Raw genomic sequence first — 20,847 nt, 5'->3', positions numbered from 1 at the left:
CAATCCCACTTTGCCTGCGGTTATCTTGCCGCAGCCTCCCCTATGGTCAGGGCATCAATGATCGGACAACCCGGCTGATTGTTACCCGGACACTGACTGATCAGGCTCTGAAGGCTTTGTTTCATTGCCAGTAATTCCTGGATCTGATGATCAATCTCAGCCAGTTTGTGCTCAGCTTTTTCTTTTACGTCAGCACTTTTTCTGTCCGGATCCCGAGACAAGGCCAGCAGCTCACGACTTTCATCCAGACTGAATCCGACCAGCCGCGATCGTTTTATCATCAACAGTTCGTTCACCTGCTTTTGGCTGTAACGGCGATAGCCATTCTCACCCCGCTGCGGCTCACTAATCATGCCCTTGCTTTCATAAAATCGTATGGTTTTGTTAGTCAGGCCCGTCTGTTTTGCCACTTCGCTGATATTCATCATTACCTCATTAAAATACCGCTTGACCTTCCATTAACTGGAAGCTTTAGGGTTAGCATATCTCATAACTGTGGTGTAGAGGAAGCCCATGGATAATTCAAATCACGCCGCCACCCCAGCCAGCCATTCCGCTGCCAACATGGATATCAGGCTGCCACTTGGCAAGGTTCGCTGTATGAACTGCGTCGGAAAAATTAAACAGGCACTGAGCAAGCTTGATGGTATCGAATCTCTGGACATTAATACCCAGCAAGCCCATATCACAGGGCAGGTCGATCTGAATGAAGTGATTGCTACTATCGAAAGCCTTGGCTACCAAGGGGGTTACCACCATGACTTGCCGCTGTCGGGTCTGTCGTGTGGCAAGTGTGTCAGCAAGCTGGAGGCCATATTCACAAACGAGCCGGAAATCACGCAGTTTGAAGTCAGCAAAACCCGGGCAAAGGTGCAGGGCTCACTGACCGAATCCGCGCTGATAGCCCTGATTGAATCTGCAGGCTATCAGGTACCGGCTGAAGCTGGTGCGGTTGAAACGAATGCGGCAGAAGCTGTCTTGCACGACGCAACTGCACCTGAACAAGCGAAAACGGAGCAACCCGAGCCGTCACCATCAGCCGCTACTGAAACCGCGCCATCATCCGATAACAGCCACTACTTTTTGCTTTCAGGCATGACCTGCGCCAGTTGTGTGTCCTCAGTTGAAAAAGCCATTCAGGGCGTGGCAGCGGTTACAGCTGTCAGTGTCAACCTGGCCGAACGGACAGCGCTGGTTCAGGGGGATATCAGTCCTGAATCTGTGATCCAAGCTGTGTCTGATGCCGGGTATGGTGCAGAGCTCAGTGAAGATGAAGCGACAAGACGTGAGCGCCAGCAAGCCCAGAATACAGCAACTTACAAACAGCATCTGCTCAATGCCGGGCTGGCATTAGCGCTGGGTGTGCCCCTCATGGCCTGGGGCGTATTCGGTGGCAGTATGATGATAGAGTCGGCCACCAGCCAGTGGGCTTGGGGCATCATAGGTGTGCTGACGCTGGCGTTGCTCATTTACTGTGGCGGCCACTTTTTCCGCGATGCCTGGAAAGCTTTTTTACATCACAGAGCCAGTATGGATACCCTGGTCGCCCTGGGGACAGGTGCTGCCTGGTTTTATTCCATGTTTGTGGTGCTCAAGCCAGACTGGTTCCCGGCACAAGCCAGGCATGTCTATTTTGAAGCATCAGCCATGATTCTGGGGCTGATCACACTGGGCCATGCACTTGAAGCCAAAGCGCGCGGTCGCACTTCACGGGCACTGGAAAAACTGATCGATCTGCAGCCGCAGACCGCCATTCTGGTGGATCAGCAAGGCGAGCGTGAAGTCCCTCTGGCTGAAGTTCAGTCGGGTATGGTGCTGCGTTTACGTCCGGGTGCCAAAGTGCCTGTCGATGGCGTGATTGAGCAAGGTGAGAGCTATCTTGACGAATCCATGCTGACCGGTGAACCCGTCCCGGCCCACAAGAAGCCGGGAGACAAACTCCATGCCGGTACCATTAACCAAAGCGGCAGCCTGCTGTTTAAAGCGGTGCAGGTCGGTAATCAAACCCTGCTGGCCCGGATCATAGGTCTGGTTCGTCAGGCGCAGAGCAGCAAGCCTGAGCTGGCGAAAATGGCGGATACCATTTCTGCCATTTTTGTTCCGGCCGTGATGATCATTGCCATTGTTACCGCCACTCTCTGGTATTACTTTGGCCCGGATCCCGTCTCGATTTACATGCTGATCACCGCAACAACGGTACTCATCATTGCCTGCCCCTGTGCACTTGGACTGGCGACCCCCATGTCGGTGACAGTCGGTCTTGGCCGCGCTGCAGAATACGGCATCCTTATCCGTCATGCCGATGCGATGCAACTGGCCGCCAACATAGATACAGTGGTGCTGGACAAAACCGGTACGCTGACCGAAGGCAAGCCTGTGCTCACACACAGCCATTATTATGGTGATCACACTGAACACGCTGTGCTGACTCTGGCGGCCAGCCTCGAACGGGGTGCAGAGCACCCGCTGGCAAAAGCTATCGTCTCGGCGGCACAGGAAAAAGGACTGTCTTTGCAATCAGCCCGAGATTTTAACGCTCAGGCTGGCTATGGCGTCAGCGGCGAGGTTAACGGACAGCGTGTTCTGCTGGGCAACCGTGCGCTGATGGAAAAAGAAAATATCGACATTTCTGCCCATCAAAACGATGCCCACTCGCTGGCCGATGCAGGTGCAACGGCTATTTTCATTGCCGTAGACGGAGCACTGGCCGCACTGTTAGGCATCAGTGATCCGCTGCGCTCAGACTCTAAAGCGGCAGTAGAGAGACTTCAGGCGAAAGGGATCGAGGTGATCATGCTGACCGGTGACACCGAACGAACAGCCAAAGCGATCGCCCGTCAGGCGGGGATTGACCGCGTCATTGCCGGTGTCCTGCCCGATGGAAAATCCGAGCAGGTGGCGCAATTACAGCAGTCCGGGAAACACGTAGCCATGGTCGGGGACGGCATTAATGACGCTCCTGCACTGGCTAAGGCAGAAATTGGTATTGCCATGGGCAGCGGCAGCGATGTCGCCATTGAAAGCGCGCAATTAACCCTGGTGCGCCATTCTCTGCACGGCGTCGCCGATGCACTTGAGCTCTCATCAGCGACGTTACGTAACATGAAGCAAAACTTGTTCGGTGCCTTTGTGTATAACACATTAGGGATTCCGCTGGCCGCCGGTATCCTGTTCCCTTTCACCGGCAGCCTGCTCAGCCCTGTGATAGCCGGAGCAGCAATGGCGCTCTCGTCCATCACTGTGGTCAGCAATGCCAACAGACTGAGACTTTTCCGCCCTGGTAGTCAGGACAACGCTCAATTGAAGAAGGAGGCCTGATATGATGGCTATACTTGCTGCACTGGCCATTGGCTTTATTGTCTGGTGGTTCTGGCTGCATCCAAAAAAATAATGACTTTTGAGCGGCTGCTTTCTACAGCCGCTTTTTCTTGCCAGCCCACACCAGATTCCATAGGCTGTATGCATCCTACCGCCAATGGAAACAGCATGTTCAAATCCTTGCTCACCAAAGCCGGTATCCTGCTGACAATCTTCAGTTCAGGTGCCTCTGCAGAACCTCAGGTCTGGCTGGCCAAAGACAACCAGCGACAGTTTGTGCTGATGGGATCTATCCATGTCGGCAGCGATGCACTCTACCCGCTGCCTGATGCCTTTAACCGTTACTGGCCTCAAGCGGATGGTCTGATTTTAGAAGCCAATATCCAAAAACAATTCAGTATGCCGGCCATCGACGAGGCTCACTTTACCCGTAAACTGCTGCCGCCATCTGATATCCGGACACTCAGAGAGCTTGTCGCTCAGCTCAAACTGTCTCCTTTCAGCCTGCTTGAAAGCCCTCCCTGGCTCACCGCCATGCATCTGCAAATGGCCCAGTCACTAGCGCTTGGCCTCACTCCGGACAAAGGGATTGATCAGGTGGTGTTTAACCGGGCACTAAAAGAGAATCTGCCCATTTTCGAGCTGGAAGGGATAGAAGCGCAGTTCCGCCTGCTGTCTTCACTGCCTGATCACGGATTAAACCTGCTGCAAACGACGCTCAACGAATGGCCTCTGCTGGAAGAAGAAATGACCTGCCTGCTCACCGCCTGGCAGCAGGGCAATAATGCCGTACTGACAGAGCTCAGCCAGCAAGTTGCCCTGTCTGAAGAGACCGAACAGCACTTGCTGATACAGCGTAATTACAACTGGGCTAAACAGCTCACCATCTCCCCTCAGTACCAAAAAGGGACTTTCCTGGTGGTAGTCGGCGCTTACCACATGATGGGCGAGGAGGGGCTACCGGCATTGCTGCAAAAGCAGGGATTCACAGTGCACCAAATTAACAGCGCACAGCCTGCCTCCTGCCAATCCGGTATCGCAAAAAAAACCTCTGGCCATCGGCCATGAGTCGCCGAGTCTAATTCTTTCCTCGCCAAGGGGAGGGATTATCCGTGGTTTCAGCAAGCTCTGTACGATCCCTCCCCCTTTTCAAGGGGGAGGTCAGGAGGGGGTTACTGGGCACAAGAGCCAAATTATGCACTTACAAAAAAAAGCCCGCTCACTGAGCGGGCTTCCGTAATGTGGTCGGTGAAGAGGGATTCAACGCGGCGGGCTTCCGCACCCGACCCGACGGGACCAAACCTGTCGCTCTCTAGCGATTAAAAGCTAATAGACACAAAAAAGCCCGCTCATTGAGCGGACTTCCGTAATGTGGTCGGTGAAGAGGGATTCAACGCGGCGGGCTTCCGCACCCGACCCGACGGGACTAAAACTGCCGCTCTCTTGACAATTAAAAGTCAATAGACACAAAAAAGCCCGCTCATTGAGCGGACTTCCGTAATGTGGTCGGTGAAGAGGGATTCAACGCGGCGGGCTTCCGCACCCGACCCGACGGGACCAAACCTGTCGCTCTCTAGCGATTAAAAGCTAATAGACATAAAAAAACCCGCTCGATGAGCGGGCTTCTGTAATGTGGTCGGTGAAGAGGGATTCGAACCCCCGACCCTCTGGTCCCAAACCAGATGCGCTACCAAACTGCGCTATTCACCGAAATTTGTTCAGACTGACTACAGTCTTAAAAACGAGATTTGCTTCTTTTGAAAGTATAACTCTTGTTATCTGAGTTACTCAAACCGCGTCTTAAAATAGTGGTCGGTGAAGAGGGATTCGAACCCCCGACCCTCTGGTCCCAAACCAGATGCGCTACCAAACTGCGCTATTCACCGATAATTCTGTTTCGCTTTGAGACTTGCTCCAGAGGGTCCCTCTGGTCCGCTATTCTCAAAAGCCGGAGATGCGCTACCAAACTGCGCTATTCGCCGACAAAAACGAAACGCTGATGCGATTCGAGGTGGCCTATAATACTGGCTAATTTACTGAACGCAAGAGGATGGACAGAAAATTTCCTTTCCTTGCTGCTACTTGCTTAGGAATGCACCAGTTAACACAGAATTTTGCTGAGATCCGCAAAAAAACACACCAATAGTGATGATTCGAGTATGAATTGATCCAGATCATCAGCTCGTTCGCCAAGGTCCATTAAGCTTGAATTCAGTTTCCCTGGCAGAGGACATCACATGGATTTTTGGCTAGATTTACTCTTTGGTAATCCGGTTGGCCTATCATCAATGATAGTGATTTTCGGTGCATTGGGGCTAATGCTCTTCTATGGTGGTTATTTTGTCTATAAAGCTATGAATGCAAAGCCACAAGATTAGCCGTTCCGTTATCTCCAATCTTCTTTGAATCCTGAGAACTCTGACAGGCTCGGGATTCTTTTTTTTCTTGCCTAGCCACGTATAATCTTCCCTACCGTCCGCAGTAGAAAAACACACCATGTCCGATCAAGATGAACTGGACCTGTTCCGAGAAATGATGGCCGATGTGGCCCCGCTGGAGCAGGATAAAGTGCCCCCGGAAAAGAAGCATCAGATTACTGACGCCCAGCTCGCCCGACAAGCCGCAGCGCAGAGCCTGGCTGACAGTGACCCGGAATATTTATCGCTAGATTATGTCACTATGGTCAAGCCGGATGACATGCTGGATTACAAACGTGACGGGGTTCAGGATGGCGTCATCCGCAAGTTAAGACTGGGCAAGTACGATATTCAGGCCAGGCTTGATCTGCACCGCAAAACGCTCAGGGAAGCCAGAGATGACGTGTTGCACTTTCTCAAGCAATGTCAGCGAATGGATATTCGTACCGTGCTGATCGTTCACGGTAAAGGTGAACGTTCAACGCCTCCGGCTTTAATGAAGAGCTATGTCGCGACCTGGCTGACTCAAATCAGCGATGTGATGGGCTATCATTCAGCGTTACGACAACATGGCGGAAACGGAGCCTTGTATGTCATGCTAAAGAAAAGCCCTGAACGTAAACTGGAAAACCGGGAGCGGCATCAGAAGCGTCAAAGCTGACATTAATATTAACATTAGCAACGGGTGGCAGTGTGCCTATCCCTGCCACACCACTCTGAGTGCCAGCATAATCAGCACCACGCCGGACAAACGATCGATCAGCTGGGCGCGTGTTTTCAGCGTTTCCAGCACCGCTGGTCGGGACAGAACCAGGGCAATCAGTGTGTACCAGAGGCCATCCACCAATAATGGTGTAGCGACAATAATCACTTTATCGCTCATAGCACTCCCAACGGCCACAAACTGGCTGAACAAGGCGAGAAAAAACAGCGCGAGTTTGGGATTCAGCACAGAGATCATCAGTCCGTCCCGGGCTGCACTAGCCATGCTTGCAGATTCGCCTGCCGCCAGTTTTGCCGCCACTCCCCCTTTCGAACGCAGGGCATTGATCCCCAAATACGCCAGGTAAGCCGCTCCTGAATAGGTCATGACCTGAAAGAGTGCTGGCGACTGTTTGAGGACAACAGCCAGCCCGAGCAGAGTCAGTAACGCATACACGCCAACGCCAAATGCATGGGCCCAGGAGGTGACAATACCATGTAAGCGCCCGCCCGCCAGACTGTGTTTAGCCACAACCGCTAAACTGGGTCCGGGCGACATTGCCCCCAACATACAAATCATCAGTAATGAAAGCCAGATACTGAACGTCATCCTTGTCTCCTGCGGCCAATACTCAGCCTGTCGTAAATTAAATAAGTGGCTGGAATAATTAACGGGCTAACGCCGCCAGTTGACCACAGGTCAGTTGCAACAGATCCTTGGGCGCCAATTCTATTTCCAATCCTCGCCGACCCGCACTGACACAGATAGTGTCATAGTCCTTGGCCGAGTCATCAAGAAAAGTGGGCAAGCGCTTTTTCTGGCCTAAGGGACTGATCCCCCCCACAATGTAGCCAGTTGTTTTTTCGGCTATGGCCGGATCGGCCATTTCGGCTTTTTTGGCCCCTGCGGCTTTTGCCGCCGATTTCAGATCCAGCATGCCCGCTACCGGGACTATAGCCACCGCCAGTTGCCTGGGATCGCCATTGCAGGAAAACAGCAGGGTTTTGAACACCCGGGCCGGATCCTGCCCCAGCACCTCTGCCGCTTCCAGGCCGAAATTGGTATTGTTCGGATCATGCAGATACTGATGGACTTTATGGGCAATTTTGTGCTTTTTCGCGAGATTTATAGCGGGTGTCATCCTGTCCTCCGGCATAATTATCGTTACCCACTATAGCTAACAGGTATCTTCACGCCAAGCCAGTACCGGCACAGACAGCAATAAAAAAGCTCACCTGCCAGAACAAGTGAGCTTTAGTCTTCAACGCAGAGTTTCAGTACCGATTAACGGTACACAATCTCGCCGTTAGGATCGAACGCATGAACATTAATCGGGCTGCTGGCTTCCAGGTAGTCTTTCAGCACTTCTGCATCAACAAATCCGGTATTCACGTAACCGGAATGATCAACCAGTTTAGGGTATCCATCGCCACCGGCGGCATTAAAACTGGGCACAGTAAACCGGTAGGTTTTGCCTGGTACCAAAGCTTTGCCACCAATCTTAACATTGCTGACTTTACCGTCCCGGATATCCATAGTGACACCATAGAACTGCGCATATGCCCCCGAGTCGACGGGCTTAGTCGCAACAGAACCCAGGTAGTCCAGCACTTCGGCCCCTGTCATATCGGTATAGGTCACCATATTGCCAAATGGCTGTACTTTCAGCACATCTTTATAAGTAATATCACCGGCAGGAATAGAGTCACGGACGCCGCCTGAGTTCATGACCGCAAAATCAGCTTTGGCACGCTGCATGTGAGAGGCGGCAATTAAACGTCCCAGATTGGTCTGCTGAAAACGCACTACGCTCCGGTCGCCTTCCAGTTTGCCGTTTGACTGGGCAATCTTGATATTGAGTTTCGCTTGTCCGCGCTCCTGATATGGCGTTAAGAAAGCTTTCACCGTGGCATCCTGAGGGATCTCCTGCTCAATAAAGACTTTCTCTGACTGGCCGTCAGCCAGCTTGATTTTCTTCTTCAGGTTAACCGGGATCAGATCGTAGCTGACCATATTCAGCTCACCGTTTCTGAACTCAAAATCCGCCCGGCCCACATACTTGCCCCACTCGTGCGCCTGCACAATCCAGGTGCCATTCTGCTGATCCGGTTTGCAATCGTCACTCGGTTTGAAAGATGGGTTCGCCACATTCGGCCCTTCCATACAGACAGGCTCCTGAGAGTGACCACCGACGATCAAGTCCAGATCGCCCGGTTCAAGATAACGCGCCAGGGCAACATCACCCGGCGCATTGACACCATGCTTACCATTGGCATAGTGGCCCATGTGGGTAGCCGCAATAATGAGATCCGGCTTTTCCGTTGCTTTCAGCTCGGCGATGACAGCTTTAGCTTCGGCTTTTGGATCGCGAAATTCAATGCCGCCAATGTATTCCGGGTTACCGATTTTCGCGGTATCTTCTGTCGTCAGACCGATAACGGCAATTTTGATCCCCTGCTGCTCGAAAATCTGGTACGGCTGGAACAAACGCTTGCCTGTCGCCTTGTCATAAATGTTGGCTGACAGCATAGGGAAGTTTGCCCATCCTTCCTGCTTGCGCAGCACATCAAGCGGGTTATCGAATTCATGGTTACCCACAGCCATCGCATCATAGCCAAGCATGTTCATGCCTTTAAAATCGGGCTCCGCATCCTGCAGATCCGACTCAGGCACGCCTGTGTTGATATCGCCACCAGACAGTAACAGGCTGGTGCCGCCTTCTTCTGTCACGGTTTCTCTCAGGTCATCCAGCAAGGTCTTGCGGGCAGCCATACCGTATTCACCGTCACGGTTGTGCCAGAAACGGCCATGATGATCATTGGTATGAAGAATTGTCAGCTTGTAGGTCTGGTCTGATTGCCAGGTGTCGGCTTGTTCCTGGCTCGCACAGCCAGCCAATACCATTAGCAATCCCGCTGACAAGGCAGTGCGGGTAAACATTTTATTTTTCATTTCATCACCTTACACAGTCAACTCTCATGGCTCACCTCCTTTCCTTGGCGGTGGTTGTGGCCAAAAACAGTGCTCAGTGTAAAGTAATCAAATGCCAGGTGGCAGGCGATTTCACCATAGTGTTAATTGGATCACTATGCAATCGATATCATTTTTATTTTTGAATGGCATACACCAGGTTCATATCAGAAAACGCGACTTTCAGTATCTGACCCAAACACTGGAATCGAGATAACATACAGAACCCGGCATCATGACGTTACAGGATTGCTGATAAATACCTCCTATCTAAGGAAACATGCCCACCTCTCCAAAAAACACAGGCTTCCATACATCACGCCCCTAAATAAAACGAAAATGTTTGAACCGCTTTTTATTCACCAAACAGGCCATCAACCAAGATAATTAATCACATATTTATCATTTAAGCTTTCCCGGCAAACTTTTAACCCAAAAAAACGGTAATATTAGTCACACCTAATATTTAAGTTTATGGATATGGCCGTCGTTTAAAGATATTGAATTCAAATGTTGTTTCCCTGCCCCATCTTTCACATTTATATGCAACATAATGAAAGACCATGGTGATCAGATTCTGTTCCATCCATTGAGACCACTCATGAAACTAACCCTAAAACAAAAACTCATAGCCGCTAGCTTATCTGCCGTTGTTGTTATGGCTACCGCTCTGACCTGGCTGGCTGCAAGCCAACTTCATGAACAAACCCAAAACAGCATTTTTGACCGGGCTGACAGCCTGAGCAAAACAGCAACCAAAGGGATCAGCGACTGGATTAATATTCGACGTGATATTACCAGTGCCGTCAAACCTTATGTAACCATTGCAGAACCTGTCCCTTACCTGCAACAGGCCCGGGATGCCGGCAGCTTTGATTTAACCTACTTCGGTACGCCAGCCGGAGACATGGTTCGTTCTAATCCGGAGCGCAACCGCGCTGGCTATGATCCCCGCGTCCGCCCTTGGTACACGGATGCTCAAAAAGCAGATCAACCGATCATTACCACGGCCTATCTGGATGCGATTACCAATGCGCCTATGGTGACACTGGCTGAGCCTGTGAAGCAAAATGGGCAGTTGGTTGCTGTCATCGGCTCTGATGTCCTGATTGATCAGATGATTTCAGATGTGATCAGCATGGATGCCGGTGATAATGCTTATGCAATGCTGCTCAATACTCAGGACAACACATTTTTAGCACACCCAAACAAAACGCTACTGCTTAAATCCATCAACAAATACGATTCGGCATTAAGCATGAGCATCATTCATCAAGCGGTCAGCACCCGAACCCTTATCAATGAAACCATCAAAGGGAAGGAGAAGCTGCTCTACTTTACCGAAGTCCCTGGTACACCGTGGATTTTAGGTCTGGAACTGGACAAAGCGACGGAAGAAGCCAGCCAGAGCGAGCTGCTGACCCGGCTGATCCTTGCTTCAATCGTGATTACGCTGGCTGTGCTGGCGGCTGTGGCCTGGCTGGTCGGTTACCTGTTTCGTGATCTGGGCCGGGTGTCTGAAGCACTGGCTGAAATTGCGACGGGTGAAGGCGATCTGACCCAACGTCTGGAGCCGCGCAGCGATGATGAAGTCGGCCTGCTGGCCCATAATTTCAACCGTTTTGTCGGCAACATGCACGGCATGGTAATGCGCCTGCGGGATGTTTCTCAGTCACTGAACTCTCAGGCACATCAGACGGCTTCTCAGGCGGAAGAGCGCAGCACCCGCATTCGCCACCAGCAGGATGAAATCAACATGGTTGCGACCGCCATAAACGAAATGGCTGCAGCCACACAGGAAATCGCCGGCAATGCTGATAATACGGCCAAAACATCGGCAGAGACCGTTGAGGCTGCACAGCATGGTGCCGAGCAAGTCGATCAGAGTCAGAGTTCAACTACCAGCCTGGCCAGCGAAGTAGAAACGGCAACAGAGGTCATTAGTGAACTGAATCATCACTCGCAGAGCATCACCACGATTCTGTCAACCATTCAAAACATCGCTGAACAAACAAACCTGCTGGCACTGAATGCCGCGATTGAAGCCGCCCGTGCCGGCGAACAAGGTCGTGGTTTTGCTGTGGTTGCCGATGAAGTGCGCGTGCTGAGCCAGCGTACACATGCCTCGACACAGGAAATTCAGCAAATGATTGAAACTCTGCAAAAAACAACAGGCAGTGCCGTCGGTATTATGAGTGACAGTCGCCGTCTGGCGGAAACCAGTGTGGATGACGCTAATTCCGCTTCAGCCAGCCTGGCACAGATAATTTCTGCGATTACCAATATCAGTGATATGGCAACACAGATTGCATCGGCTGCGGAAGAGCAATCCTCTGTGACATCAGAAATCACCCGGAATACTGAAAGTATCCGGGACGTTTCTAACGATCTGGCTCAGGAAGCGAGTGTCGCAGCACAACAGGCCGCGCAGTTATCTGAACTGTCGCATGAGCTACAACAGGAAATCAGCCGCTTTAAGCTGTAGTCTGCGACTCAGTTGCTTTCCAAAAAAACACCCCGAATCGGGGTGTTTTTATTTGAGGATACGCCTGCGTTTAGGCGGTTACGGCCTGGCGCTGCTGATGCTTCACAAACACTGCGATCAGCGCACTGGCAGCCAGAAAGAAACAATAATAGGAATGGCTGACAACCGCTAATGGCGACAGCCCAAAGACAGAACCCAGCAACAGCGCCTGCGCACCATAAGGCAGCACACCCTGAATAACGCATGAGAATATATCCAGCAAGCTGGCAGAGCGACGTGGCGTCACTGCATTTTGTTCTGCCAGTTCACGGGCAACGCCGCCTGCGACGATAATAGCCACAGTGTTGTTGGCCGTGCAGACATTGGTCAGGCTGACCAGCCCCGCAATGCCCATTTCGCTCGCTCTTTGCGACTGATCACCGCCTGATTTTTTACTGAAACCGCCGATCAGTTTACTGACTAACAGCGTCAGAAATGCCAGCCCTCCCTGACGACGCATCAGTTCGCTCATACCGCCAATCAGCAGAGATAACAGGAAGATTTCCTGCATGTTGCCAAACCCGGTATAGATATCTTTGCTCCAGCTAGCCAGACTGTAATCAGACACTGACAATAAACCCACACCGCCAGCCAGAATAATGCCCAGGCTCAGTACAACAAAAACATTAACGCCGGACACAGCAAGTACCAGAATCGTGATATAGGGCAAGACCTTGAGCCATTCTATGCTGGTGACAGTCGGTGCTTCAGACGGTGAGGAGTGGAAAAGAAACAGCAAGATGGCCGCCAGCGCCGCTGGCAGCGCAATCGCGATGTTCTCGCGGAACTTATCGCGCATCGCACAGCCCTGAGAGCGGGTTGCGGCGATAGTGGTATCAGAGATAATCGACAAATTATCGCCGAACATGGCACCACTGAGCACCACACCGGCTGTCAGAGCGATATCCAGATCGGCCGTATCTGCAATACCCAACGCCACAGGCGCCACCGCTGCAATCGTGCCCATAGAGGTACCCATTGCCGTGGCAATAAAGGCCGCGATGACAAAAATACCCGGCAATATCAGGCTGGGTGGTAATAAGGACAAACCGAGATTGACGGTGGCATCAACCCCACCCGTTGCTTTCGCCACTGCCGCAAACGCACCGGCCAGCAAATAAATCATACACATGGCTATGATATCGCTGTGACCCACACCACGCATGAAATCTTCAATAGTTTTATTGAGCGCCTCTTTGCTCAACACAATAGCAATCAGTATTGCAGGCAAAGCCGCAACAGGGGCCGGTAACTGATAGAAGGCAAAATCAACACCCTGCCAGGTCAGGTAGCTGCCTACACCAATAAAGAGAGACAGAAAAACAGCCAAAGGCAGCAGTGCCAGAGCAGAAGGAGACGGTGAGTCTGAAAGTGTGTGTGGTTTGGCGTGCGACATTATCTCTACAGGGTATTGTTCCGAATTGGTCGCATAGCCTAAAACTTACATCCAAACGTGTCAACATCCAGACGTCTAAACATCTATATGCAATTAATAGTCAGAATGTTTATCCTGATCCCTGTCACCTGTGCCTTGCCCGTCTAGCTAGCATTCTCGTCCTATGCCTTACATTCATTAATCCACTGATAACAATCAGCAATAAATCAAGATGAGCAAACAGACTGAGCTTTGGTCTGCGATGAGATAGCCAATCACCGCTATGGAAAAGGTGTCGGCTGCATCAGGCCTGCCCCAGATAATGTCCTTTACTTAACATGGTTATCCTCATCGAGGATTAACCTGAGTGACTGATAAAACAACTCAGAAAAATCAACACTGTGATGTCTGTCATCCGTCATGTGGTTGACTGAAATACGAAGGCGATCGGTGTTTTTTATCGGCTGACATGAAAAAAATGCAGCCAGCTTCTGCCTTAATACTGCCGACTGGCACTCAATCACGACCATGTGGCTGTTATCGGAAGAAATCACTGTTACACCGTTCAGATTGAGCAGGGCCTGGATTCTGGGTGAGATATGGATAAAAGCCTTATTGAAACATTGCGGCGAAGTGGAGGACAGCCGCTTTTCCAGCGCGATTAAATCCAGCAATGAACGAGCCCCTGAGCTGGCTGTTTCCAGCGTACTGCTAAGAACCTGATTTAACGGATGGGAACGTTTAATACCTATCAAAGCAATACCAATATGTAACCCGGCATGCTTATGAAGAGGTGCAAAGAAGACATCAGAGTGTTTAATAAGATCGCTATGGTGCACGGTAGCAAATGTCTGCGCACCATCTACTGCCAGTATTGAATGACCATTCAACTGACTTAAATCCAGAAGATTGCCTGTCACTGGCGACAGATGCGTCACCAGCTGTATCTCAGGACACTCACTGCTCGTATTCATTTCAGAGAACAATTGAAATAAATGATGGTATTGCGGATAGTGCTGCTCACCCTTAGTATCAATATTGATCCCAAGATTATTTAACTGGCAAGCAAATAACAAATTGACCAGACACTCCGTTGTATTGGTAAACATGAATACATCATGCTCAGGGCAATATATGTTTTTCAGTTTTTCCTTAACATCCAATTTCAGTTGGTAATACGTTTTATAGTATGCTTTTCCTTTCAGATCCGCTCTAAACGATTTGACGAGATCCGGGTGTACTGACGAGGAGTCTGGCAACATGATTGTCTCAGTCACTTTATTTATGCCCTTCTAAGCGCTGACTGATAATATCAATAATTAGGTCATCATTTCGGCTCAAACGTGACACGTTCATGCTGTTTTCTAATCCAACCAGCTCATCGCCTATGACATAACCTTCAGAAGCATTCGATAACAAAGTAAAATCATTGTCATCATTGCCGAAACAGATAAGGTTAGAGTGCTCGATTCCGCTGACTAAACTCAGTGCTTTGTATTTATCTGTAAAGTAGCAATTCAGCTCTGCGGTATCATCACCATGAAAATTAAATGCGACCCCATCTCTGATATCTTTATACAGTGGCATGATTTTTTTCTGAATATTCGCTGAGCGACAAGATATTTTTATCACCCCCTGATCCCACCACGGGCTCTCTTTGTCCAGCGTCAGTTTATCTTCATAGGCAAGCATTTCCGGATACAATGACTCGTCACCATGAATCGCAAACTTATCCCCGTACTCCAGAAAGTAGCTCACACCATTTTCTTCCAGGAACTGAACAATTGTATTCACGTCTTGTTGCGACAAACCGGACACAAAAGTCTGCTTCTGTGTTTCATCTAATATGATAGAACCATTACAGCAGATAACAGGGACTTCACTGATCAGATCGCCTAATGCTTTTCTGGCTCCTCTGGGAGCACGGGATGTAGCAAATGCCAAACGGGATGACGGATCTTGTTTGATTTTTTGGAGCGCTGCTTTCATTTTGTTACTGACGACTCCGCCGTCGGCAATCGTGCCGTCAATATCAAACACCAGCATGTTGGGAAGTGCCTTATTGATTTTCTTTGCTGATTGCCTGACTAATCCATCTCTGATCAAAGAAGGAATAACATCAATAGCAAAAATACTGCCCACCGCCATGCCATTTGCCAAGTGTTCTCCATCAACCCAGGCTATCTCTTCAATTTCAGAACATGGCTTTGGCAGACCAAATATTGTCACAGTATCAACATCAATCTCCACCAAGGCATCTTCAAAAGCACTCTTTCGTGTAAAAGTACCCAAATACTCAGCTCTCACCAGGCTTACGCCAAGCTCTTCACCTAACTCCCGCTCAAGGCATTCCTTTTTTGTTTCACCGGCTTCGGGTTTACCCCCTGGAGAGATAAACATATCTGTCCCTTTTTTTCTGACCAGTAATATTTGTCCTGCCCGGCATATAGCCGCAGCATATTTTCTTATCGTTTTCATTTTCAGCGTCACTTTTCGCAAATCAATAAGAGTGCTGTATTAACAACACTCTTAGATGGATAATGCATTGTTAAACATATGGATACAGATGTATCAATACATTCAGGAAGCTTGTCTCAATTCTTGGTAGTTTTTAAGGCTACCTGACAGAAAATGAATGATGTCATCACACAGACTTTCCTTTTCAGCCAAATATTCCAAAATCGTTTCATCGGAAGCAATGGTCGCTGAATCGCCAAAAATCGACACACCTTCCAGTGATTTTGTCGACAGTCCTAATTGCAGTAAACGGTACTTTACTTCATCTTGTGACTGAGCCATATGATAAATAGGGCTGTTATACGTAATACCAAACCGTTTCATATAATCAACGAAATAGTCTTTCGCCACTAAACGTTGCTCTGGAAATTCTTTTTGATATTCAACGATGCCATCGTTGATCACTTCAATACCATTCCTTGTACAATAATCAATAACGTGGGCATGAATCGCCATTTTTTCACCCAGTAATATCAGGTTCTTCTTGTACCTGGCAAAATCGCTTTCAATATTCTCTATCGCAATACTTCTGAAACTACCACTAATATCAACCACTTGATGTGTTACTACCAAATCACCAAATCTGTTTTTTAATTCTTCCACACGTAAAGGCAATAGTTTTCTATGTAGCCCACAACCACTATTGGCAGTAAATAAGTGAACCGGAATGCCGTTTAACATTAAATAACTGGCGGCAAGAGTACTGTCTCTTCCACCGGTAAACATAACGAGTTGTGGGCGTTTCCCGTCTTCATAATTTGTCTTTATATCCATTGTTACATCCTTGTTATATGACCAAAACAACGGATGCTATATTCAACTATGACAATAGTCAACAGAGTGCACTTATTGATAATTAAGACGTTATTTTACCCATTGATAACAATTTAAATATTAAATAACTATAATCATGGAAATCAGATATTTAAACACAAGTTACTTTGCTGTGTTTCATGTCACTAATAAAGCTCCGATAATATATTGTTTCATTTTTACGTTTTTTATCAGATGCAATAGTTGTTACAACTGTAAGCTCATGTTAAACAAAATATTCTCCTTCATCTTATCCTTTCCGTCTTAACACCCGCTGCAAGCACCTCAAAGTGACAAATTTTCAACCAAAAAAGCGTCAATAATCAGTCATGTTAAAAAGTTAAATTTCCATATACAACCGTCGTATAGCTATATAGAATTCTCCGTACTGTTTTTCCTCATTTGTCACATTTTTTGTGCAACGAAAAGTAAAAACATTGATATCAGCTTCTGTTCCATCCATTGAGACTCATCATGAAACTGACCCTAAAACAAAAACTCATAGGAGCCAGCTTATCTGCCGTCGTGGTTATGGCAACCGCGCTGACATGGCTGGCCGCAAACCAACTTTATCAACAGACACAAAACAGCATTTTTAGCCGTGCCGACAGCTTGAGCAAAACAGCGACTAAAGGGATCAGTGACTGGATTGAGATCCGTCGCAGTATCACCAGTGCTATCAAACCTTACCTGGAAACCTCAGATCCTGTGCCATACCTGCAGCAGGCTCGCATTGCCGGTGGCTTTGATGAAATGTATTTCGGCACGTCCGCCGGTGAAATGTTCCGCTCCTACCCTGAGCGAAACCGGGCAGGTTACGATCCCCGCCAGCGTCCCTGGTATATAGATGCCAAATCGGCTAACAAACCTATTATTACAACCGCCTATCGTGATGCCATTACTAACGCGTTACTGGTGACTCTGGCTGAGCCTGTCAAAAAGAATGGCCAGCTTGCAGCCGTTATTGGCTCCGATGTACTGATTGATCAACTGATTTCCGATGTGATCAGCCTGGATGCAGGTAAAAATGCCTACGCCATGCTCATCAACACCCAGGATAATACGTTCCTGGCCCACCCTAACCAGTCTTTGCTACTGAAACCTATCAATGGTTACACTGAAGACCTGAGCATCAGCCAGATTCAACGCTCGGTAAGCAACAGAACGGTATTGAATCAGACGATTCAGGGTGCGGATAAACTGTTGTACTTTGCGCAAGTTCCCGGCACGCCATGGATTCTTGGCCTGGAAATGGACAAGGCCACCGAAGAAGCCAGCCAGAGCCAACTGCTGAGCCGCCTGATCATCACCTCCATCCTTATTACTCTGATCGTTCTGGCAGCTGTTGCCTGGCTGGTCGGATTCCTGTTCCGCGACCTGAGCCGTGTGTCTGATGCACTGGCCGAGATTGCAACGGGTGAAGGTGATCTGACCCAGCGCCTTGAACCACGCAGCGACGACGAAGTCGGCCAACTGGCACATAACTTCAACCGCTTTGTCGGTAACATGCATGGCATGGTAACGCGTCTGCGCGATGTTTCTCACTCTCTGACGTTGCAGGCACATCAAACGGCCTCACAAGCAGAAGAGCGCAGCACTCGAATCCGCCACCAGCAGGATGAAATCAACATGGTGGCAACTGCCATCAATGAAATGGCGGCTGCCACACAGGAAATTGCCGGTAATGCTGATAACACGGCACGTACCTCGACCGAAACGGTTCAGGCGGCAGAGCACGGTGCCGAGCAGGTCGACCAAAGCCAGCATTCTATTACCAATCTGGCCGGCGAAGTGGAAACAGCGACAGACGTCATTGGTGAGCTCAATACCCATGCGCAGAGCATTACCACGATTCTGTCGACCATTCAGAATATTGCTGAACAAACCAACCTGCTGGCGCTCAACGCTGCCATTGAAGCCGCCCGTGCAGGTGAGCAAGGTCGCGGGTTTGCCGTAGTGGCAGATGAAGTGCGGGTATTGAGCCAGCGTACCCATGCTTCTACGCAGGAAATTCAGCAAATGATTGAAACCCTGCAACAAACGACAGGACGTGCTGTCGGCATTATGGGCGACAGTCGCCGTTTAGCTGAAACCAGTGTGGATGATGCCAATGCCGCTTCTGCCAGTCTGGCGCAAATCATCTCGGCAATTACCAATATCAGTGACATGGCAACTCAGATAGCTTCTGCCGCAGAAGAACAGTCTTCTGTGACCTCTGAGATCACGCGTAACACTGAGGGCATCCGGGATGTCTCTAACGAGCTGGCTCAGGAAGCAAGTGAAGCGGCACAGCAGGCTTCTCAGCTGTCAGAGCTGTCTCACGAGCTACAGCAGGAAATCAGCCGCTTTAAGTTATAAGAGCCGTTAAGCGGATAAAACAAATAGAACAAAGAAAACAAAAAAGGGGGTGTCAGTCATGACACCCCCTTTCGTTTTTCTCTGATCGTTTGTCTCAGGTCGTCTCCGGTAGTCACCCTGATCAGGTTCTGCCAGTAACAGCCTTATGCAATGTCGATGGCTTCGAAACTTTTCACCAGATCATCAAGCTGTTTGATCTGGTGAAGGAATGGCTCCAGCTTATCCATAGGGAATGCAGAAGGGCCATCACAGCGAGCGGCATCCGGGTTGGGATGCGCTTCCATGAACAGACCGGCGATTCCCGCCGCCATACCTGCACGCGCCAGCGTAACAGTTTGCTCACGGCGACCACCGGAGGCGGCACCCAGTGGATCACGGCACTGCAGTGCGTGGGTGACGTCAAAAATGATCGGACTGCCCTTCGAGGCTTTCTTCATGACATCAAAGCCCAGCATGTCCACGACCAGGTTATCGTAACCGTGCAGCGCACCACGCTCGCAGAGAATAATCTGGTCGTTGTTACATTCAGCAAACTTCTCAACGATATTACCCACCTGACCCGGGCTCATAAACTGAGGTTTCTTCACGTTGATAACGGCACCGGTTTTTGCCATCGCTTCAACCAGATCGGTCTGACGAGCGAGAAATGCCGGCAGCTGAATCACATCCACCACCTCGGCAACAGGCTGGCACTGATATTGTTCATGAATATCAGTGATGATTTTCACGCCAAAGGTATCTTTCAGCTCCTGAAAGATTTTCAGGCCTTCTTCCATACCGGGACCACGATAAGAATGGACCGAAGAACGGTTCGCCTTATCAAAGGAAGCCTTAAATACATAAGGAATACCCAGTTTTTCCGTTACTTTGACATAGTGCTCACAGATCTGCATCGCAAGATCACGCGACTCCAGCACATTCATGCCACCAAACAGCACAAAGGCTTTGTCGTTAGCGACATCAATGTCGCCAATACGAACCACTTTCTGTTCCATGATGCTACTCTTCTTCTCTGTCATTTAGTCTGTTCCGCAGGCTATCAGTGAAGGACCTGCGGGTTTGCATTCAAGACTTTCACTTGCAGTTTCAGCAATTCTGCGGCCGGATCTTCCGGACACTGCTCAATAAAATAGGCATAGTCCATAGCAGCGGCATGACTACACTCTAATTGCTGATAAATATAGCCGCGATCGCGAATTTCATGGGGATCACCCGGCCGCAGCGACAGGGCCAGATCGCTGCAGCGTAATGCATCAGCGTATTGCTCTTCTCGCAGCAAAGCACTTTTTAGCACCGTCAGCCATCGTGCCAGCACATCCGTATGGCTGGTGGTGGTGAGATAGCTTTCGCGCCAGGGTGCCAGCGGGCCTTTGTGCCCACGCAGCCAGGCACTGAGTGTCTGGCGGCTGACAAATTCACCGTCAAACGGATTAATAAACTGAGGCTCACTGTTGGGCCAGTCGACACGCAGAATATACTGAGTGGGAAAAGCCACACCGGTGACAGGTAACTCCAGATGCTGAGCCAGATAAATCATAATGGCTCCCAGACTGACCGGAATGCCTTTACGACGCTCAATCACCTTGTCCAGATAGGCATTTTCAGCCGCATAGTACTGATGGCGATCACCACAGAACCCCCACTCGCGGTAAAACAGGCGCAGCAGCCCTTCTAATCGCAGATGGGGATTGGTTTCTGACATCAGTGCCGCCTCGACATCTTTTGCCATTTTTTGTAATTGATGGCGTACCCAGGCAACCGGAAAATCCGGCTCCAGATCCACCATGATCTCAATGGCTCCCTCTACCAGCGCAGACGCTTCGAAATCTCTGTCTTCATCTGAGAAATACAT

General features: G+C 49.6%; 16 protein-coding genes, 2 tRNA genes and 2 pseudogenes. 7 read left to right on the top strand and 13 right to left on the bottom strand.

Features of this window, described 5'->3' with window-relative positions; genetic code table 11:
• Positions 1–20 precede the first annotated feature (20 nt).
• Complete coding sequence (gene cueR / locus IFO68_RS03530) at positions 21–425, bottom strand: Cu(I)-responsive transcriptional regulator (protein ID WP_237028844.1); 405 nt, start codon at positions 423–425, stop codon at positions 21–23.
• A gap of 175 nt (positions 426–600) precedes the next feature.
• Here cueR and IFO68_RS03525 point away from each other — a divergent pair, with 175 nt between their 5' ends.
• On the top strand, positions 601–3,318 hold the full coding sequence (locus IFO68_RS03525) for a copper-translocating P-type ATPase (protein ID WP_192015035.1): 2,718 nt from the start codon (positions 601–603) through the stop codon (positions 3,316–3,318).
• Positions 3,319–3,353: 35 nt separating this feature from the next.
• Here the strand turns inward: IFO68_RS03525 and IFO68_RS21975 are convergent, their stop codons facing one another.
• Positions 3,354–3,488: a hypothetical protein gene (locus tag IFO68_RS21975; protein WP_255557874.1), complete on the bottom strand. Its 135-nt coding sequence runs from the start codon at positions 3,486–3,488 to the stop codon at positions 3,354–3,356.
• Here IFO68_RS21975 and IFO68_RS03520 point away from each other — a divergent pair.
• Positions 3,487–4,386 carry a TraB/GumN family protein gene (locus tag IFO68_RS03520; protein ID WP_192014614.1) on the top strand — a complete coding sequence of 300 codons (900 nt, stop codon included), beginning with the start codon at positions 3,487–3,489 and terminating at the stop codon, positions 4,384–4,386. The two genes, IFO68_RS21975 and IFO68_RS03520, sit on opposite strands and share 2 nt — an antisense overlap.
• Positions 4,387–4,951: 565 nt before the next feature.
• Here the strand turns inward: IFO68_RS03520 and IFO68_RS03515 are convergent.
• Both IFO68_RS03515 and IFO68_RS03510 read right to left on the bottom strand, forming a co-directional pair.
• Positions 4,952–5,028, bottom strand: a tRNA-Pro gene (locus tag IFO68_RS03515).
• 99 nt (positions 5,029–5,127) lie between these two features.
• A tRNA-Pro gene (locus tag IFO68_RS03510) sits at positions 5,128–5,204 on the bottom strand.
• 351 nt (positions 5,205–5,555) lie between these two features.
• Here IFO68_RS03510 and IFO68_RS03505 point away from each other — a divergent pair.
• Positions 5,556–5,696: a DUF3149 domain-containing protein gene (locus tag IFO68_RS03505; RefSeq protein ID WP_027253831.1), complete on the top strand. Its 141-nt coding sequence runs from the start codon at positions 5,556–5,558 to the stop codon at positions 5,694–5,696.
• Positions 5,697–5,814: 118 nt separating this feature from the next.
• A complete protein-coding gene (smrA, locus tag IFO68_RS03500) occupies positions 5,815–6,396 on the top strand; it encodes a DNA endonuclease SmrA (RefSeq protein WP_192014613.1) in 582 nt (193 codons plus the stop codon).
• Between the two features lie 36 nt (positions 6,397–6,432).
• Here smrA and IFO68_RS03495 read toward each other — a convergent pair whose 3' ends face one another.
• The 3 genes from IFO68_RS03495 to ushA form a co-directional block, all read right to left on the bottom strand.
• Entirely contained in the window at positions 6,433–7,047 is a 615-nt protein-coding gene (locus IFO68_RS03495; RefSeq protein WP_192014612.1) for a LysE family translocator, read from the bottom strand.
• 58 nt (positions 7,048–7,105) lie between these two features.
• Positions 7,106–7,579 carry a Cys-tRNA(Pro) deacylase gene (gene ybaK / locus IFO68_RS03490; protein WP_192014611.1) on the bottom strand — a complete coding sequence of 158 codons (474 nt, stop codon included), beginning with the start codon at positions 7,577–7,579 and terminating at the stop codon, positions 7,106–7,108.
• 143 nt (positions 7,580–7,722) lie between these two features.
• On the bottom strand, positions 7,723–9,390 hold the full coding sequence (gene ushA / locus IFO68_RS03485; protein WP_192014610.1) for a bifunctional UDP-sugar hydrolase/5'-nucleotidase UshA: 1,668 nt from the start codon (positions 9,388–9,390) through the stop codon (positions 7,723–7,725).
• A 619-nt stretch (positions 9,391–10,009) separates the two neighbouring features.
• Between ushA and IFO68_RS03480 the strand changes: the two genes are divergently transcribed.
• Positions 10,010–11,893 carry a methyl-accepting chemotaxis protein gene (locus tag IFO68_RS03480; RefSeq protein WP_192014609.1) on the top strand — a complete coding sequence of 628 codons (1,884 nt, stop codon included), beginning with the start codon at positions 10,010–10,012 and terminating at the stop codon, positions 11,891–11,893.
• Positions 11,894–11,963: 70 nt separating this feature from the next.
• Here the strand turns inward: IFO68_RS03480 and IFO68_RS03475 are convergent, their stop codons facing one another.
• From IFO68_RS03475 to IFO68_RS03460, 4 genes are all read right to left on the bottom strand, one after another.
• On the bottom strand, positions 11,964–13,328 hold the full coding sequence (locus IFO68_RS03475; protein WP_192014608.1) for a Na+/H+ antiporter NhaC family protein: 1,365 nt from the start codon (positions 13,326–13,328) through the stop codon (positions 11,964–11,966).
• Between the two features lie 308 nt (positions 13,329–13,636).
• A complete protein-coding gene (locus IFO68_RS03470) occupies positions 13,637–14,569 on the bottom strand; it encodes a DUF6024 family protein (RefSeq protein WP_225445062.1) in 933 nt (310 codons plus the stop codon).
• Positions 14,570–14,585: 16 nt separating this feature from the next.
• Positions 14,586–15,785: an HAD hydrolase family protein gene (locus IFO68_RS03465; RefSeq protein WP_192014606.1), complete on the bottom strand. Its 1,200-nt coding sequence runs from the start codon at positions 15,783–15,785 to the stop codon at positions 14,586–14,588.
• A 102-nt stretch (positions 15,786–15,887) separates the two neighbouring features.
• On the bottom strand, positions 15,888–16,598 hold the full coding sequence (locus IFO68_RS03460; protein WP_218383842.1) for a hypothetical protein: 711 nt from the start codon (positions 16,596–16,598) through the stop codon (positions 15,888–15,890).
• Between the two features lie 513 nt (positions 16,599–17,111).
• Here IFO68_RS03460 and IFO68_RS22120 point away from each other — a divergent pair.
• Positions 17,112–17,822, top strand: a pseudogene (locus IFO68_RS22120) (PDC sensor domain-containing protein); the annotation flags it as partial.
• A pseudogene (locus IFO68_RS22115) lies at positions 17,817–18,995 on the top strand (methyl-accepting chemotaxis protein); the annotation flags it as partial. The pseudogenes IFO68_RS22120 and IFO68_RS22115, both read left to right, overlap by 6 nt.
• A 143-nt stretch (positions 18,996–19,138) precedes the next feature.
• Here the strand turns inward: IFO68_RS22115 and kdsA are convergent.
• On the bottom strand, positions 19,139–19,993 hold the full coding sequence (gene kdsA / locus IFO68_RS03450) for a 3-deoxy-8-phosphooctulonate synthase (RefSeq protein WP_192015033.1): 855 nt from the start codon (positions 19,991–19,993) through the stop codon (positions 19,139–19,141).
• A 41-nt stretch (positions 19,994–20,034) separates the two neighbouring features.
• Complete coding sequence (locus IFO68_RS03445; RefSeq protein WP_046221536.1) at positions 20,035–20,847, bottom strand: SirB1 family protein; 813 nt, start codon at positions 20,845–20,847, stop codon at positions 20,035–20,037.

This window comes from Photobacterium arenosum (genome assembly GCF_014841115.1).
GTDB classification, from domain to species: Bacteria; Pseudomonadota; Gammaproteobacteria; order Enterobacterales; family Vibrionaceae; genus Photobacterium; species Photobacterium arenosum.
The sequence above is the reverse complement of the archived record's forward strand: the minus strand, read 5'-3'. Positions and strand labels throughout refer to the sequence as shown.

What these genes read in the sequence shown, in the direction of transcription:
- IFO68_RS03525 (WP_192015035.1), top strand. Translation starts at nt 601, where the DNA reads ATGAACTGCGTCGGAAAAATTAAACAGGCACTGAGCAAGCTTGATGGT.
- IFO68_RS03505 (WP_027253831.1), top strand. Translation starts at nt 5,556, where the DNA reads ATGGATTTTTGGCTAGATTTACTCTTTGGTAATCCGGTTGGCCTATCA.
- smrA (WP_192014613.1), top strand. Translation starts at nt 5,815, where the DNA reads ATGTCCGATCAAGATGAACTGGACCTGTTCCGAGAAATGATGGCCGAT.
- ybaK (WP_192014611.1), bottom strand. Translation starts at nt 7,579, where the DNA reads ATGACACCCGCTATAAATCTCGCGAAAAAGCACAAAATTGCCCATAAA.
- cueR (WP_237028844.1), bottom strand. Translation starts at nt 425, where the DNA reads ATGAATATCAGCGAAGTGGCAAAACAGACGGGCCTGACTAACAAAACC.
- IFO68_RS21975 (WP_255557874.1), bottom strand. Translation starts at nt 3,488, where the DNA reads ATGCTGTTTCCATTGGCGGTAGGATGCATACAGCCTATGGAATCTGGT.
- IFO68_RS03465 (WP_192014606.1), bottom strand. Translation starts at nt 15,785, where the DNA reads ATGAAAACGATAAGAAAATATGCTGCGGCTATATGCCGGGCAGGACAA.
- IFO68_RS03475 (WP_192014608.1), bottom strand. Translation starts at nt 13,328, where the DNA reads ATGTCGCACGCCAAACCACACACACTTTCAGACTCACCGTCTCCTTCT.
- IFO68_RS03520 (WP_192014614.1), top strand. Translation starts at nt 3,487, where the DNA reads ATGTTCAAATCCTTGCTCACCAAAGCCGGTATCCTGCTGACAATCTTC.
- IFO68_RS03495 (WP_192014612.1), bottom strand. Translation starts at nt 7,047, where the DNA reads ATGACGTTCAGTATCTGGCTTTCATTACTGATGATTTGTATGTTGGGG.
- IFO68_RS03480 (WP_192014609.1), top strand. Translation starts at nt 10,010, where the DNA reads ATGAAACTAACCCTAAAACAAAAACTCATAGCCGCTAGCTTATCTGCC.
- IFO68_RS03445 (WP_046221536.1), bottom strand. Translation starts at nt 20,847, where the DNA reads ATGTATTTCTCAGATGAAGACAGAGATTTCGAAGCGTCTGCGCTGGTA.
- IFO68_RS03460 (WP_218383842.1), bottom strand. Translation starts at nt 16,598, where the DNA reads ATGGATATAAAGACAAATTATGAAGACGGGAAACGCCCACAACTCGTT.
- IFO68_RS03470 (WP_225445062.1), bottom strand. Translation starts at nt 14,569, where the DNA reads ATGTTGCCAGACTCCTCGTCAGTACACCCGGATCTCGTCAAATCGTTT.
- ushA (WP_192014610.1), bottom strand. Translation starts at nt 9,390, where the DNA reads ATGAAAAATAAAATGTTTACCCGCACTGCCTTGTCAGCGGGATTGCTA.